The 15,332-nt window shown below is 57.9% G+C and carries 16 protein-coding genes and 1 pseudogene; 9 read left to right on the top strand and 8 right to left on the bottom strand.

The window, feature by feature from the left end:
* The first annotated feature begins 142 nt into the window (after nt 1–142).
* On the top strand, nt 143–1,120 hold the full coding sequence (locus RUM8411_RS22255; protein WP_085824922.1) for an HpcH/HpaI aldolase/citrate lyase family protein: 978 nt from the start codon (nt 143–145) through the stop codon (nt 1,118–1,120).
* A gap of 38 nt (nt 1,121–1,158) precedes the next feature.
* Here RUM8411_RS22255 and RUM8411_RS22250 read toward each other — a convergent pair whose 3' ends face one another.
* Nucleotides 1,159–2,163, bottom strand: coding sequence for a GlxA family transcriptional regulator (locus RUM8411_RS22250; protein WP_085824921.1), 1,005 nt, complete (start codon nt 2,161–2,163; stop codon nt 1,159–1,161).
* A gap of 140 nt (nt 2,164–2,303) precedes the next feature.
* On the opposite strand from RUM8411_RS22250, the gene RUM8411_RS22245 reads away from it, so the two are divergent.
* Nucleotides 2,304–2,933 carry a helix-turn-helix domain-containing protein gene (locus RUM8411_RS22245; protein WP_085824925.1) on the top strand — a complete coding sequence of 210 codons (630 nt, stop codon included), beginning with the start codon at nt 2,304–2,306 and terminating at the stop codon, nt 2,931–2,933.
* Here RUM8411_RS22245 and RUM8411_RS22240 read toward each other — a convergent pair.
* From RUM8411_RS22240 to RUM8411_RS22220, 5 genes are read right to left on the bottom strand one after another with little or no spacing between them, the layout of a single operon-like run.
* Nucleotides 2,911–3,417, bottom strand: coding sequence for a GNAT family N-acetyltransferase (locus RUM8411_RS22240; RefSeq protein ID WP_085824920.1), 507 nt, complete (start codon nt 3,415–3,417; stop codon nt 2,911–2,913). The two genes, RUM8411_RS22245 and RUM8411_RS22240, sit on opposite strands and share 23 nt — an antisense overlap.
* Nucleotides 3,418–3,436: 19 nt before the next feature.
* Nucleotides 3,437–4,504, bottom strand: coding sequence for a heme-dependent oxidative N-demethylase family protein (locus tag RUM8411_RS22235; protein WP_085824919.1), 1,068 nt, complete (start codon nt 4,502–4,504; stop codon nt 3,437–3,439).
* Between the two features lie 13 nt (nt 4,505–4,517).
* Nucleotides 4,518–5,480 (bottom strand): PDR/VanB family oxidoreductase, encoded by a 963-nt coding sequence (locus RUM8411_RS22230; protein ID WP_085824918.1) that lies wholly within the window; start codon nt 5,478–5,480, stop codon nt 4,518–4,520.
* Nucleotides 5,477–6,073, bottom strand: coding sequence for a dimethylamine monooxygenase subunit DmmA family protein (locus RUM8411_RS22225; protein WP_085824917.1), 597 nt, complete (start codon nt 6,071–6,073; stop codon nt 5,477–5,479). Before RUM8411_RS22225 ends, RUM8411_RS22230 begins: the two co-directional genes overlap by 4 nt.
* A 56-nt stretch (nt 6,074–6,129) precedes the next feature.
* The gene (locus RUM8411_RS22220; RefSeq protein ID WP_085824924.1) at nt 6,130–7,275 is read right to left on the bottom strand and encodes an aminomethyl transferase family protein; all 1,146 of its coding nucleotides are present in this window, start codon (nt 7,273–7,275) and stop codon (nt 6,130–6,132) included.
* A 340-nt stretch (nt 7,276–7,615) separates the two neighbouring features.
* Between RUM8411_RS22220 and RUM8411_RS22215 the strand changes: the two genes are divergently transcribed.
* The 6 genes from RUM8411_RS22215 (at nt 7,616) to glnT (ending at nt 13,739) form a co-directional block, all read left to right on the top strand.
* A complete protein-coding gene (locus RUM8411_RS22215; protein WP_085824916.1) occupies nt 7,616–8,992 on the top strand; it encodes an ammonium transporter in 1,377 nt (458 codons plus the stop codon).
* Between the two features lie 11 nt (nt 8,993–9,003).
* Nucleotides 9,004–9,219, top strand: coding sequence for a hypothetical protein (locus RUM8411_RS22210; protein WP_085824915.1), 216 nt, complete (start codon nt 9,004–9,006; stop codon nt 9,217–9,219).
* Between the two features lie 148 nt (nt 9,220–9,367).
* A complete protein-coding gene (locus tag RUM8411_RS22205) occupies nt 9,368–10,297 on the top strand; it encodes a class II glutamine amidotransferase (protein WP_085824914.1) in 930 nt (309 codons plus the stop codon).
* A gap of 1 nt (nt 10,298) precedes the next feature.
* A complete protein-coding gene (locus tag RUM8411_RS22200; RefSeq protein WP_085824913.1) occupies nt 10,299–10,982 on the top strand; it encodes a GltB/FmdC/FwdC-like GXGXG domain-containing protein in 684 nt (227 codons plus the stop codon).
* 20 nt (nt 10,983–11,002) lie between these two features.
* Complete coding sequence (locus RUM8411_RS22195) at nt 11,003–12,331, top strand: FMN-binding glutamate synthase family protein (RefSeq protein ID WP_143534992.1); 1,329 nt, start codon at nt 11,003–11,005, stop codon at nt 12,329–12,331.
* A 79-nt stretch (nt 12,332–12,410) separates the two neighbouring features.
* Nucleotides 12,411–13,739, top strand: coding sequence for a type III glutamate--ammonia ligase (gene glnT / locus RUM8411_RS22190; protein WP_085824923.1), 1,329 nt, complete (start codon nt 12,411–12,413; stop codon nt 13,737–13,739).
* Between the two features lie 48 nt (nt 13,740–13,787).
* Here the strand turns inward: glnT and RUM8411_RS22185 are convergent, their stop codons facing one another.
* Nucleotides 13,788–14,219, bottom strand: coding sequence for a group II truncated hemoglobin (locus tag RUM8411_RS22185; RefSeq protein WP_085824911.1), 432 nt, complete (start codon nt 14,217–14,219; stop codon nt 13,788–13,790).
* A 140-nt stretch (nt 14,220–14,359) separates the two neighbouring features.
* On the opposite strand from RUM8411_RS22185, the gene RUM8411_RS22180 reads away from it, so the two are divergent.
* On the top strand, nt 14,360–15,205 hold the full coding sequence (locus tag RUM8411_RS22180; protein ID WP_085824910.1) for a DMT family transporter: 846 nt from the start codon (nt 14,360–14,362) through the stop codon (nt 15,203–15,205).
* A 16-nt stretch (nt 15,206–15,221) separates the two neighbouring features.
* On the opposite strand, the pseudogene RUM8411_RS22175 reads toward RUM8411_RS22180, so the two are convergent.
* Nucleotides 15,222–15,332: pseudogene (locus tag RUM8411_RS22175) on the bottom strand (bifunctional methylenetetrahydrofolate dehydrogenase/methenyltetrahydrofolate cyclohydrolase); the annotation flags it as partial.

Here is a 15,332-nt window from a genome sequence, read left to right as displayed (position 1 = left end):
ATCATCGAGGTGGTCGACGGCCTGGCCGCCAATGGCGAAGACGGCAACAGCGCCGTCGAAGCCAAGGTCAAGGCCGAGGTCGCAAACCTCTGCGCCAAATTCCCGCTCTATCCAAACCTGTAAGACGAAGGACCCAAACACCATGAGCTTTCATTCCATCGACCAAGCCCCCGCCCGCCTCAACCGCAGCGAGCTGGCCGTACCTGGCAGCCAGCCCGGCATGTTCGAAAAGGCGGCGCAATCGGATGTGGACGTGATCTTTCTTGATCTGGAAGACGCGGTCGCGCCGGACGAAAAAGAACAGGCGCGCAAGAACATCATTGAGGCGCTGAATGATATCGACTGGGGCGACAAAACCATGTCGGTGCGCATCAACGGGCTGGATACACATTACATGTACCGCGATGTGGTCGATGTTGTGGAACAGGCTGGCGCACGTCTGGACCTGATCATGATCCCCAAAGTTGGCACCGCCGCTGACGTCTATGCCGTCGACATGATGGTCACCCAGATCGAGGACGCAAAGGGTTACAAGAAACGCATCGGGTTCGAACATATCATCGAAACTGCCCTGGGCATGCAAAACGTCACCGAAATCGCAGGCGCGTCAAAACGCAATGAAAGCCTGCATTTTGGGGTTGCAGATTATGCGGCCTCGACCCGTGCGCGTACTACTATCATTGGCGGCGTGAACCCGGATTACGCAGTCCTAACTGACCCGGATGGCGAGGCCAACCGGGCCACCCATTGGGGCGACATGTGGCACTACGCGCTGGCGCGCATGGTAGTGGCCGCCCGGGCAAACGGTCTGCGCCCAATTGACGGTCCGTTTGGGGACTTTCAGGACCCCGAAGGCTATAAAGCTGCCGCCAAAAGGGCCGCAGTTCTGGGCTGTGAAGGCAAATGGGCAATCCACCCCAGCCAGATTGAACTGGCCAATCAGGTCATGTCCCCCGGGAACGCCGAAGTCACCAAGGCCCAGCGTATTCTGGAAGCAATGGCCGAGGCCGAAGCCTCGGGCAAGGGTGCGGTGTCGCTGGATGGCCGCCTGATCGACTATGCCTCGATCCGTCAGGCCGAGGTTATGGTGGAAAAGGCCCGGCAAATCGCTGCGGCCTGAACAAGCCATGACAATACGATCGGCGCATAACGCGCCGGTCAGACCGAGGGCAGCGGTGCATTGTCCTCGACCCGAAACCGGTTGATCCGGCGGCGATCTTCGCTGGGACTTAACCCAAAGGCGGATCGGTAATGCGTCACTAGGGGCGCAACCGATCCATAGCCGATGGCGGCGGCGATCTCGGGTATGGGGTCTTTGGTATAGACCACCATCTGCCGCGCCGCCTTCATGCGCATGGCGCGGTAGTAGTGGCTGGGGCTTTGCCCTGTGGCCTGTTTGAAGGCCCTTTCGATCTGACGGGGCGTGACGCCTGTCTGCTGCGCCACCTCGGCGACTGAAATCGGCTGGCTCATATCTGCCGCAAACAGCGCGACACAGCGGGACACCAACGGCGGCATGCTGTCACCCGTGCCTGGCATGTTGGCTTCGGGCACTTGCTGGCGCACCCCAGCCCCGCGCATCATTGGGTGCTGAAACCAACACGCCACCTCATGGGCGACATCTCCGCCCAACCGGTCCTGTATCAGGTGCAGCGCCAGATCAAACCCCGCCGCTGCGCCAGACACAGTATACCGGTTGGCCGTTGTGACAATCACCTCGCTCCGGGCGTCCATGTCCGGAAACTCGGCCTCGAAAGCGGCCTCGTAACACCAATGAACTGATACCGGATGGCCTTGCATGACCCCTGAGCGCACCAGCGGAAAAACTCCGCCACTGATCCCGCCCAGAACCGTACCGTGACGGCCCAGGCTGCGCAGCGCCCCATTGCCTGTTCCCGGAGTATCAAACCCGGCGGTCGGACTGCTGAGCAGGAACAGGATGTCAAATCCCTGACAGTCGGAGAGTTTCTGTTCCGCCTCGAACCGAACGCTGGCGCTGGAGCGGACTTTTTGTCCATGCTCGGTGACCAAAGACCAACTGAACGCCGCTTGCCCCGCGATTTCATTCGCGGCCCGCAAGGGTTCAATCACCGAGGTCAGGCACGCCATCGGAAAGCCGTCAAACAGCAAAAACCCAATCTGCGTTCTTTTCTCTGCCAGCATGATTATATTCCTATCAGGAAAAATGGGTGCTAAGGTAGCCTGAATTGGAATGGGTATAACGCTGCACCTGTTTGTGGAACCAGTTTGGACATGTGTAGCAAGGCATTGAAAGTAAGAAATTGACCAAAAACGACGCAGAAATGGTGACCAACCTGACCCAAGATCCGCATTCCGTACGGACCGGGGAACGAGAAAAAGTTCTTGAGGTTGCAATCGGGCGCGAAGTCCGTGCCTTCCGCAAGCAACAAAACATCACAGTGGCAGAACTGGCCCAGCTGACCGGTCTGTCAATCGGCATGCTGTCCAAGATCGAGAATGGCAACACCTCACCCTCGCTGACAACGCTGCAATCGTTGGCCGATGCTTTGTCCGTGCCGTTGACCAGCTTTTTCAGACAGTTCGAAGAACGCCGCGAGGCCGTGCACACCAAAGCTGGCGAAGGGGTCGAGCTTGAACGTGAAGGCACCCGCGCTGATCATCAATACAACCTATTGGGCCATATCGGAGCGAACGGATCGGGTGTGATTGTCGAACCGTACCTGATCACCCTGACGGTCGAATCCGATGTATTCCCAACATTCCAGCATGGCGGGATTGAGACAATCTATATGCTGGAAGGCGAAGTTGACTACCGGCATGGCGATCAGATTTACCCGCTGACGCCCGGCGATACCCTGTTCTTTGACGCTGATGCCCCGCACGGGCCTGAACGGCTGGTCAGTCTTCCGGCGCGCTATATTTCTGTGATCAGCTATCCGCAGACGAACTGATCACCTTGCGCAGCTGATACTCGGTCGGCTCGGTATAACCCGTATGTGTGCCCATGTTGACGACGGTGAAACCAAGCCTTGAAAACACTCGATGGATTTCGGTCAGTTCCACCCGCGTTTCCAATTCCAACGCTGGCAGCCCCAGCACAATAGCCCGGCGTTCCGCGTGATCTACCAATGCCCGACACAGGCCGTGCCCGCGCCTGTCCTCTCGCACGGCCAGTTTGCCCAGATGCAGCGCCGTGGGTTTGGGTGTCAGGAACATGCACCCGACAGGGGCCTGCCCTATGGCCCAGACCTCGCCGCCCTTTCGGCAATGGGCCTGTATGTTGTCCACCGTCAGATGATGCGCTGATGAGGGCGGATCAATGCGCCCGTCCATGTCCTGAAAGGCCGCCCGTACAAGGACAAGTACGTCGTGAAGGGCCGGGTCATCTGCGGCCACGCGCCAGAGAGTTGTGTCCGGTTCCGTCACATCACTCATGGCCCTTCATGGCAGGATCCTATTTTGACAGGGGCGGTTCCGTTTCCAAGTCCGGCCAGATACCCGGTGAGGTAGGCAGACCGTCGTCAAACTGGCTCAGATAATCCAGCATCATCGGCCGGTTGTCGATGAAACCTTTATAGGTCGCCAGTTCCTCGGGCAGATCGCGGATCACACGGTGCAGGCGGCGGCCCCATTTGGGCACTGTCATCAAGTCCTGAAAATTACACAGGTAACACCGGATCGGGAACACCAGCGCATTGGATCGCGGCAGGCGAAAAAAGGTCTGCAGCTCGACCCGCAAATGCTGTTTTTGGCTAAGGTTTTCAGGTGTTAGCGTGGTCTTTTGAATGCCCCATTCATGGTAGTTTTCCGGGCTGGTATCCAGCAGAGGATTGACGGTCATGGTCCAGTTCAACCGGCGCGCAGGCGCTCCTTGCTGAATGTTCAGCAGAAACTTCAGCGCGCGCTGAAAGATACCCATCTCATGGGCTTTCGGTACTGGCGCATGCCATTCAAAAAAGTTCATTCCAATGTCGAAATCCAGGCTCCAGTCAGCTTGGGTGGTCACCATGCCCGCATCCATCCACAGCATCTCGTCGCGCTGATCGAGAACCGCGAAATCACCCTGTGCCTGCCGGGTAATGTACTCCATCGGACCATACGGCAATGTAGTTTCATCCATGAAGGTAAAGCTGTGATCAATGCCCATCGGCTTGTTGATCCAGCGCCACTGGTTGCCGTTTCGATGCAGCTCGAACAGGTCGGGATAATCCTCGGATTTACTGACCATGATCAGTTCCAGCAAATCCCAGCCCGCCAGAGTCATATGCGGCAGCGACTGGCACCGCAGCGGATCCTCATCCAGAACCAGCGCACGGTCCTTCATCTCGGACACGTAATGCTCGTCAACATCAAACCGCATCTCGTAGACAGAGCCCTTCGGCCCGCCGCGGTGTTGCTCCATGTTCACCGAGTACATGTAGCTGTCTTCATGGAACGGGAACGGAAAGCGTTTGATCGCCCAGTCCGAGTTGTGAAACGTATAGTCGTCGCGAAAGGATTCGTCGTTGAATTGAATGGTCATGTTGGGCTTCCTCTCAGCGGTCCAGAACAAGGGTCTTGCCCTCGAAACGCGATACGCAGGGCATGATTTTCTTGCCAGCGGCCTTTTCTTCATCGGTCAGCCAGTGGTCGCGGTGCACAAAGTTGCCCGCGTGATCCAGAACGACGGTCTCGCACTGGCCACATGCCCCGCCGCGGCACAGATAGGGTGCATCCACACCTTCACGTTCGATCGCTTCCAGCAGGCTTTCGTTTTCACCTACATGAACAACCTTGTCCGATTGCGCCAGGCGAACCTCGAACGGTTTACCGGGCTTCGGGGCCAAAAACTCTTCGTAGTGGATGCAGTCGGCCGGCCAGCCCTCGGTCGCTGCGGTGTTGCGCACCCAGTCGATCATACCCTTGGGTCCGCAGACATAGACATGCGTGCCAAGAGGCTGGCCACTCAGCAGGTTCTTCAGGTCGATGGCCTGGTTCTGATCGTCGTAATACAGGCGAGTTTCGTTGGGATACCGACCCGTCAGATCATCGGCGTAAGACGCCAGTGCATGGTTACGGCAGGCATAGTGCAGCTCCCATTGGCCGTGCAGAACATCCAGCTGTTTGATCTGGGCAAGGAAGGGCGTGATGCCGATGCCTCCGGCCAGAAACAGATGTTTGCGCGCCCGCAAATCCAGCGAAAACAGGTTGACCGGATAGCTGATGGTCATCTCATCGCCCAGATTGACCTGACGGTGCATAAACAGCGATCCACCCCGGCCTTCGTCGTCGCGGCGTACAGAAATAGTGTACGAGGACTGATCGAACGGGTCCGACATCAGCGAATACGGGTTCAGCCGGGTGACAGGGCCGTCGTGCATCTCGACAACCGTATGGGCACCGCCCGAAAAAGTAGGCAACTGTCCGCCATCGACGCGTTCGAACCGAAACCGTGTCACCAAATCGTTCAGTGGAGTGATTTCGGTCACTTTGACCTGGATTTTCTCGGCCCCACTCATTCGTAAATCCCCCTTGGCTCGGGCACGTTACCATGATCTTCGGCATCAACGCGCACACCCTGATAGGCGGCCAAACGGCGTGAGTAGTGGTCGCGAACAAACAGGTTCAGCCCACAATGGGCGCAGACAAAGGGATCAACCTCAACATCTTCGGTGATGCCTTTGCAATGCACACATTGCATTCGGCGTCCGATAGCTCCGCGATGCTCGGTCTGGATGGCGGTATGCGGAATGCCGACCGCCATTGCTTCGTTCATGGCCTGACCCATCATGCCTTCGGTACCGGTCAGATAGACCTGTAGACCCATATGGGCGTCTTCAAGAACCCGGCGGATGCGTTGCAGTGCGGCCGCATAAGATGGGCCTTCGTAGAACTGCGCCGGATTCAGCGCCCGCAACCTGGCCGAATGATCAGTGTGGCGCGGAATGTAGATGATATGCGTTACCGCCATCATGCCCGGTGTAGCGATGTCGAGCACTGCCTGAGCCCCTTCTGCCTCGGCGATTATGAGGTGATGTTCGCCCGGGCGAACCTCTAGCGTGCCCCAGACCGGGCGGCTTGCGATTGACTTGGGAAATTCGAACTTTGACATTGTGCCCTCGGATAGGAAAAAGGCGCCACGGTGTGTCCGTTGCGCCCCCGAAATTATCAGCCTTTAGCGGTTCTGATTGACTTGTCCCTGTCGTAGAACGGCATCTCTTCAGCCGTGGCGGCAATCTCGGTGCCGTCACCGTTGCGCACCGTCAGCACCTTTCCCGGCATCGCGCAGGCGACCGGCATCCGGGCGATGCCGACATTGTGGCCGTTGATCTCGGAACACATGCCAAAGGTGACAACACCGACCTTTTCGCCATTTTGCAGCAAGTCTGCACCCTCATCCGCCGGGGTGGTGCCCTCCAGCACAACGCCGTAGATCTTGAACCGTTCCTTGCCTTGAGCGGCATAGTGGTTCTCGGCCCCAACGAAGCCGGTCTTGCCGGGTGAGACGGTGAATTCCAGCCCCAGCTCCCAAAGCGTATCACCACAAGTCTCATCATCGAACGGATAGGTTTCGGAATTGTCACCGGGGTAGAACAGCAGATAGCTTTCAGTGCGCAACAGATCGAGGGTCGAAAACTGCACAGGCTGGATACCCATATCCTTGCCCTCGGAGAGGATGCTGTCCCACAGATGCACCGCGTGTTTGGCCTGACAGAAGATCTCATACCCGCGTTCGCCAGTGTAACCAGTCCGCGAGATCATCACCGGACAGCCAAACAGCTTGGTCTGCAGAATGCCAAAATAGGCCAGATCGCGAATGCCGGGCACGTGGTTGGCCAGAAAATCAACGGCCACCGGCCCCTGCAATGACATGTCATGCATATCGTCGTCGAAAATCACCGAACAGTTCTTGCCTGCAGCGACCGAGGTCAGCTGTTCCATGCCCGTCCCTGTTCCATGCACCACCAACCATGTGTTCACCGACAAGCGATAGATGATGCAATCGTCGATGAACTTGCCCTCGGCATTCAGGATCGAGGCATAGGTCGACCGGCCCGGCATGATCTTTTCGACATTTCGCGTGGTGACACGGTCAATGACATAGGCCGCGTCTTCACCAACCAGATGTACCTTTTTCAGACCAGAGACGTCCATCAGACCCGCCTTGGTGCGAATGGCCTCGTAATCTGCTTTGGCGCGTTCCGGGCTGTGATCGTAGAACCAAGCGGTCCCCATACCGTTCCAGTCCTCAAGCTCGCCGCCGATCTCGGCATGTCGCTGCGCAAGGGCAGACGTCCTCCAAAGAATGGCCATGGTCCAGGTCTCCCGTTGATCGTTTTTGTTGGCCATATTGAGGCCGATGTGGATTTGAAAATCAACACCTGTGTGCAGATTTTTTTCCTGTTGGGAATATTTGCCTGCGATTTTCGCACCCTGAACCAGTGGAGGATTGGTTCTATTAGTTGTTGTTTTACAGATATTTAACACCGGAAATATTGTCCGAACCCGCAACCACATCACGGGCACCAAAGATGTTTGCCCCACATATCTATTGACAGGTGATCTCTGAAATTGTCCCCTGAGTTGATAATATTTCCCAGCAGGAAAATCCCCAAAGAGGGACCTCCAGCTGCAACAACAGGGAGACTACGAAGTGGATGGTAATCTAAACGCACTCACGACCGTATTTACCGAGTTTTATTACTGGGTGACGGTCGTCTTTATGTTCCTCATCCATGTGGGCTTTTGCATGTACGAAGTCGGCGCCAGCCGAGCCCGTAACCATATGCATACATTGATGAAAAACATCATGATCATTCCGCTGGTGACGGTCACATTCTTCTTCTTCGGATGGTGGATTTACTGGGCGTTTCCAAACTTTCCGTTCTGGGGTGGGCTGGACACCGAAGCTGGTGCCGCGAATCTGCCTTGGGCCAACACGATGGGCACCAATCTGGGTGATAGAATCACAGGGGTCTTTTGGGCCGCTTTCCTGCTGTTCTCATGGACTGCAGCATCGATCGTATCGGGGTCCGTGATCGAACGGATCAGATCCTCGGCCTTGTGGGTCCACGCAGTAATGATCGGTTCGGTCTGGTGGATCATCGATGCTGCCTGGGGGTGGCATTACGGTGGTTGGATGGTGCGCATCCTGGGGTACCATGATGCTTATGCATCCGGCGTTATCCACGCCATCGCAGGCGGTTATGCACTGGGTGTGATTATGGTACTGGGTCCGCGCTTGGGCAAGTTTGCCAAAGACGGCACACCGCGTGATATCCCACCACATAATCCCTGGCTGCTAACCATCGGAATTTTCCTGATCTACACCGGATTTTGGGGATTTTATGCTGCGTGCAACGTGCCAGTGATCGCGCCCGAAGTGATCGACGGTCAGATTACCGGCGTGACGTGGACAGCGACCAACATCTATCTGGCTCCGACCACGCTGTCGGCGATTACCTTCAACTTCCTGATGTCACTTTCGGGTGGTCTGATGGCGGCTTATGTGATCTCGAAAGGTGATGCGTTCTGGACGTTCTCGGGCGGGCTTGCCGGAATTATCACTGCCTCGGCCGGAAACGATTTGTATCATCCGATTCAGGCAATGATCATTGCCGCAATCGGTGTCGTGATCGTCTACAAGCTGCACTACTGGGTTGAGCGCAAGTTCAAGCTGGATGACGCGGTGGGCGCTGTTGCCGTGCACGGCTACGCCGGTGTTGTGGGGCTGATCATCGCAGGCTTTGTTCTGTGGGGTGTCCCGTCTTCGCCATATGAAGGCTATGCCACGATCAACCCAGTGGGTCAGATCACCGGTGCGGTCATCATGTTCTTTGTACTGGGCTTTTTGCCCGGCTGGATTCTGGCGAAAATGCAGGCGGCTGCCGGCGTACTGCGCATCCCGGAAGAGGTCGAACTGCAAGGTCTCGATTACGCAGAACACCACGCTTATGAGGACGCCAAAGCGGCGATCATCGAAGCTGACAAACAAGAACTGGCCGCCCGTGCTGGCGCCGCAGCAAAATAAGGGAGAAAGACATGTCTACAAATGGATACTCAAGCTGGGCTGTCGATCTGGCCGAAGTCGGCCCTGTCTATCCCTTCCAGGGCTACGAGGTACTGATGGTCATCATAGGGGTCGCCTTCTGGATTGGCTGGCATCGCATCCAGTTTGTCCGCGAAGGCGAGCATCTGGAAAAGGCCCGCCACACCGGCGACGAAGAAAAGGTCAAAGCTCAGTTGGAACGATACTGATCCGGCCCTAAGACCCAGCAATGGGCGCGCGGAAGTAACCTCGCGCCCATTGCATGGTAGGAAAATTATTTTCCTGTCATTATTGTATTTCACTGGCTTTGTTGTTAGCGTCGAATCATAACGAAACACACAAGGAGATCTGCCAGCCATGTGCGGAATTGTCGGACTATTCCTTAAAGACCAGTCACTTGCGCCCGAATTGGGCAATATGCTGACAGACATGCTGATCACCATGACGGACCGCGGCCCAGACAGCGCCGGAATTGCCATTTATGGCACCGATGCCCCGGGCATGACCAAGCTGACCGTACAATCCGCAACGCCCGAAGCCGATTTTGCAGGGCTGGCCGAGGATCTGGGCAAAGCCCTGGGTGTGACCATCACCCAGTCGGACAATGACACCCATACCGTTCTGCACTTGCCCTCTGATCAGTTCGAGGCCGCGCGGACCGCGTTGACCGATATCCGCCCCTCGGTCCGGATCATGAGCCGTGGCGATATGCTGGAGATTTACAAAGAGGTCGGCCTGCCCAAGGATGTGGCCGCCCGCTTTAACCTAAGCGGTATGAGTGGCACCCACGGTATCGGCCACACCCGCATGGCCACTGAATCTGCAGTGACGACGATGGGCGCGCACCCGTTCAATACCGGGTCTGATCAGTGCCTAGTTCACAACGGCTCACTTTCGAACCACAACTCGCTGCGCCGCAAGCTGCGCCGTGAAGGCGTGGTCATCCAGACCGAGAACGACACCGAAGTGGGTGCCGCCTACCTGACCTGGAAGATGATGAACGGTGCCAGCCTGGGCGAGGCGCTGCAATCCAGCCTGGACGATCTGGACGGGTTCTTCACCTTTGTCGTCGGCACCAAGGACGGGTTTGGCGTGGTCCGTGATCCGATTGCCTGCAAACCGGCTGTTATGGCGGAAACCGACCAATATGTGGCCTTTGGCAGTGAGTATCGCGCGCTGGTGAACCTGCCCGGGATCGAGCAGGCTCGCGTATGGGAACCCGAGCCCGCTACGGTGTATTTCTGGTCACACAATGATAGCCCAACGACACACGAAAAGGCCGCCTGAAATGCAGACATATGACCTGGAAGCAAACGGCCTGCGCGGGCTGAACTCGGCCCTGCAGGCGCAATCTGCCGCGACCAACCAGACAAGCTGGGAAGTTGTAAACCCCAAAGGCAGCCATGCGATTGCGGTCGGGCTGGATGCACCCATCGAAGTAACGGTCAAAGGCTCGACCGGCTATTATTGCGGCGGCATGAACCAGCAGGCGACCGTCATGGTCGAAGGCTCGGTCGGGCCCGGTGTGGCCGAAAACATGATGTCCGGTCAGGTCGTCGTGAACGGCGATGCCAGCCAGTATGCTGGGGCAACGGGCCATGGTGGATTGCTGGTGATCAAGGGAAATGCCAGCTCGCGCTGCGGTATCTCGATGAAGGGTATCAACATCGTTGTGCACGGCAATATCGGCCATATGTCCGCCTTCATGGCGCAGGCGGGAAATCTGGTGGTTTGCGGCGACGCGGGCGATGCGCTGGGGGACTCGCTGTACGAAGCCCGGCTGTTCGTGCGCGGCTCGGTCAAAAGTCTGGGCGCGGATTGCATCGAAAAAGACATGCGCCCTGAACATCTTGAGATTCTGAAGGATCTGCTGGACCGTGCGGGCTGTGATGCCAAACCGGAAGAGTTCAAACGTTATGGCTCGGCCCGTCAGCTTTACAATTTTGACGTCGACAACGCCGCCGCTTACTGAGGAAGAAGGGTATGAAAGATATGGACGATCAGATCCCCCGCACCCTGCCGATCCAGTCGGCGACATTCACCAACCCGATTAACGCCGAAATCCGGCGCGCGGCGGCCACCGGAATTTATGACATTCGCGGTGGCGGTGCCAAACGCCGGGTTCCGCATTTCGACGATCTGCTGTTTCTGGGTGCGTCTGTGTCGCGCTATCCTTTGGAAGGATATCGCGAACGCTGCGACACTTCGGTGACGTTGGGCACGCGTTTCGCCAAAAAGCCGATCCAGCTGGACATTCCCGTCACAATCGCAGGTATGAGCTTTGGTGCCCTGTCTGGCCCGGCCAAAGAGGCTCTGGGCCGGGGCGCGTCCGAGGCTGGAACCTCAACCACAACCGGTGACGGCGGCATGACCCCGGAAGAACGCGGACATTCCACCAAGCTGGTCTATCAATACCTGCCGTCGCGCTATGGGATGAACCCCAACGACCTGCGCAAGGCTGATGCGATTGAGATCGTTATTGGTCAGGGTGCAAAGCCCGGCGGCGGCGGTATGCTGTTGGGACAGAAGATCAGCGACCGGGTTGCCGAGATGCGGACCCTGCCCAAGGGGATCGACCAACGCTCGGCCTGTCGCCACCCGGACTGGACCGGACCGGATGATCTGGAAATCAAGATTCTCGAACTGCGCGAAATCACCGATTGGCAGGTGCCGATCTATGTCAAAGTCGGCGCGACCCGTCCGTATTATGACACCGCGCTGGCGGTGAAGGCCGGGGCCGATGTGGTTGTCATGGACGGCATGCAGGGCGGCACCGCCGCCACGCAGGATGTATTCATCGAACATGTCGGCCTGCCCACGCTGTCCTGCATCCGTCCTGCCGTGCAAGCACTGCAAGATCTGGGCGTACACCGCGAGGTACAGCTGATCATCTCGGGCGGCATTCGGACCGGTGCCGATGTGGCCAAGGCCATGGCCCTGGGCGCGGATGCTGTGGCGATTGGGACAGCGGCGCTGGTCGCCCTGGGTGACAACGACCCCAAATGGGAGACCGAGTACCAGCAGATGGGCACCACGACAGGTGCCTATGACGACTGGCACGAAGGTAAGGACCCGGCCGGGATCACCACGCAAGACCCCGATCTGGCCGCACGCCTGAACCCGGTCGACGCCGGGCGGCGGTTGCGCAACTATCTAAAGGTCATGACGCTTGAGGCGCAGACCATCGCACGTGCCTGCGGTCACAACCACTTGCACAACCTCGAACCCGAAGATTTGTGTGCCCTGACAATGGAGGCTGCCGCCATGGCGCGGGTGCCGCTGGCGGGAACCACCTGGTACCCGGGCAAGGAAGGCTTTTGAACGGATAACGCGCGGCTCTCGGATGGGGGCTGCGTTTTGCTTTGAAAAACCAAAAATCAACAGGGAAAGGAAAGCCATCGTGACGACAGATCTCGCAGCTTTCGCAAAAGAAAAAGGCGTCAAATACTTCATGATCTCGTTCACCGACCTGTTTGGTGGACAGCGGGCTAAACTGGTGCCCGCACAGGCCATTGCCGACATGCAGGAAGATGGCGCGGGCTTTGCCGGTTTCGCCACCTGGCTGGACATGACACCGGCACATCCCGATATGCTGGCCGTGCCCGACCCTTCTTCGGTCATTCAATTGCCGTGGAAGCCCGAGGTCGCTTGGGTCGCCGGCAATTGTGTGATGGAGGGCAACGACGTCGCCCAAGCTCCCCGCAACGTGCTGCGTCGTCTGATCGACGAGGCCGCAGACGAAGGCATGCACGTGAAAACCGGCATCGAGGCCGAGTTTTTCTTGCTGACCCCGGATGGCGAACAGATCAGCGACCCGTTCGATACCGCCGAGAAACCCTGTTACGACCAGCAGGCGGTCATGCGTCGCTATGATGTGGTGCGCGAGATCTGCGACTATATGCTAGAGCTTGGCTGGGGCCCCTATCAGAACGACCACGAGGATGCGAATGGCCAGTTCGAGATGAACTGGGAGTTTGACGATGCTCTGCGCACCGCTGACAAACATTCGTTCTTCAAGTTTATGACCAAGTCCGTGGCCGAAAAGCACGGACTTCGGGCGACCTTCATGCCTAAACCGGTCGAGGGGCTGACGGGCAATGGATGCCACGCCCATATCTCAGTCTGGGATGCGCCGGGCAAGGCGTCCAAGACCAACGTATTCGCGGGCGACGGCGACGGCCCCACCGGTGAAGTAGGTCTGGGCGAGCGTGGCAAGCATTTCCTGGGCGGGATCATGAAACATGCCAGCGCGCTGGCGGCAATCACCAACCCTACGGTGAACAGCTATAAGCGCATCAACGCGCCACGGACCATGTCAGGCGCAACATGGGCACCAAATACGGTGACATGGACCGGCAACAACCGGACACATATGGTCCGCGTGCCCGGCCCTGGCCGGTTTGAGCTGCGCCTGCCGGACGGTGCGACCAACCCATATTTGCTGCAGGCTGTCATCATCGCTGCAGGCCTGTCGGGCATCCGATCAAAGGCCGACCCGGGCAAGCGCTGGGACATCGACATGTATGCCGAAGGTCACAAGGTCCGCGGCGCGCCCAAGCTGCCGCTGAACATGCTTGATGCGCTGCGTGAATACGACAAGGACAAAGAGCTTAAGGCGATGATGGGTGCGGAATTCTCATCCGCCTTCCTGAAGATGAAGCATCTGGAGTGGAACTCGTTCGTTTCCCATTTCTCCCGCTGGGAAAAGGACAACACACTAGATATCTGATCCGCAAAACATATTCAGATCAGGGGGCTGTGACAGATGTCGCGGCCCCTATTTGTTCGACCCGTCGCGTGTGGCATCCAGCTCGATCCGCCAATCCGGAACATCATTGACCAGCATCAACGCCACCCGGCGCAGAGTGGCGCGCATCTTGTCGACGATCGGACCTCGCAGACCGCACTCAGCCAGCGCGGCATCAAAGGTTTCCAGCCACAGCTCAGCGTCAGCTTCGCGAATGGGCACATGGGCGTGGATATCGCGCAGATCCATGTGGCCAAATCGTTCCCGATAATAGGCCCGACCGCCCAAAAAACCGCTCAGGAATTCGAACTGCGCTTGCCTAGTGTGGTTCAGCCCATGGCCACGAAAATGCAGCCTGTGCAGGGAATGAACCGCCGGATCAGCTTCCATGCGGTCGTAAAAACACTCTACAAGGGCGCGCAGCTGATCTTCGCCGCCAAGTTGTTCCAATGCTGATGACATACGTCGAATCTCCGAGTCTTCGTTGTCAATAATATTGCATATCAGGAAAAAAAGTTTATCAACAGTGGCATGTTGGCGCTGCTACTTTTTACGACCAGTCACGGGGCACACGGGTCCGAACCGGTCCGAGTGATCTGCGCATGAGCGCCCTTGCGCTTGGCCTTCTGGCGGCGCTGTGTTGGGGGGTACACGACCTGTCCGTCCGCTACATTAGCCAATCGGTCAGCGTGATAGCCTCGCTCATGGCGGTGCTGATCTTCGGGGCCCTCCTGCAGCTTTGTCTGGTGGCGGCCTGGGGCGATTTCAGCCCTATGTCCGGCAGGGCGGTGCTCTACGCAATCTCCGCAGGCGGGTTCTATCTAATGGCCGGTCTCAGCATGTATGCCGCCTTTCAGCGCGGTCCTGTCAGGCTCGTCGCGCCGCTTGTTGCCAGCTATCCGGTTCTGTCGATTACGCTGGCGATCTGGCGTGGCTCATCCGTCAGCCTCTGGCACTGGCTTGCCGTGATCGCAATCGGCGCCGGCGTGACGATCGTCGCGTCTCGCTCTGACCCGGCCGAGGCATCCTACCCCGCCCCGGCACCGACCATTGTCTTGTCTCTGCTGGCGGCAATCGGTTTTGCAGCGGCCTTTGCCTTAGGGCAATACGCAACCGAACTAAGCAATGAATACACCGTTTCACTTGTCGGGCGTCTGACGGCCATCCTCGCGTTGGCCGCAATCGCCGCAGTAACACGCAGGTCGGTCTGGCCGGGGCGACGGGCTTTGCCGTTATTATGCGTGATGGGCCTGCTGGACGCGGTTGCAATCCTCAGCGTGGTCGCCGCCGGAGGCTTACCCAACGCGCAATACGCCTCTGTCACGGCCTCAGTGTTCGGGTTGCTGACGGTGGTGCTGGCCTGGGCGATCCTGAAAGAGGAAATGGTGCCTGCTCAATGGCTTGGATGCCTCATTGCGTTTGCCGGAATTGGCTATCTGGCACTCTGAAGTTAGACCCTCTTTCTTATGCGGTCAGGCCTTTTGGTTCTGGGAGTTTGTTTGCGCGGCAGCATGCGGTGAGGGTGTTGGCGAGCAGGCAGGCGATGGTCATGGGGCCGACGCCGCCGGGGACCGG

The sequence above is a fragment of the Ruegeria meonggei genome (assembly GCF_900172215.1).
Lineage (GTDB): Bacteria > Pseudomonadota > Alphaproteobacteria > Rhodobacterales > Rhodobacteraceae > Ruegeria > Ruegeria meonggei.
Note: the sequence above shows the minus strand (reverse complement) of the source record. Positions and strands in the feature narration are given on the sequence as shown.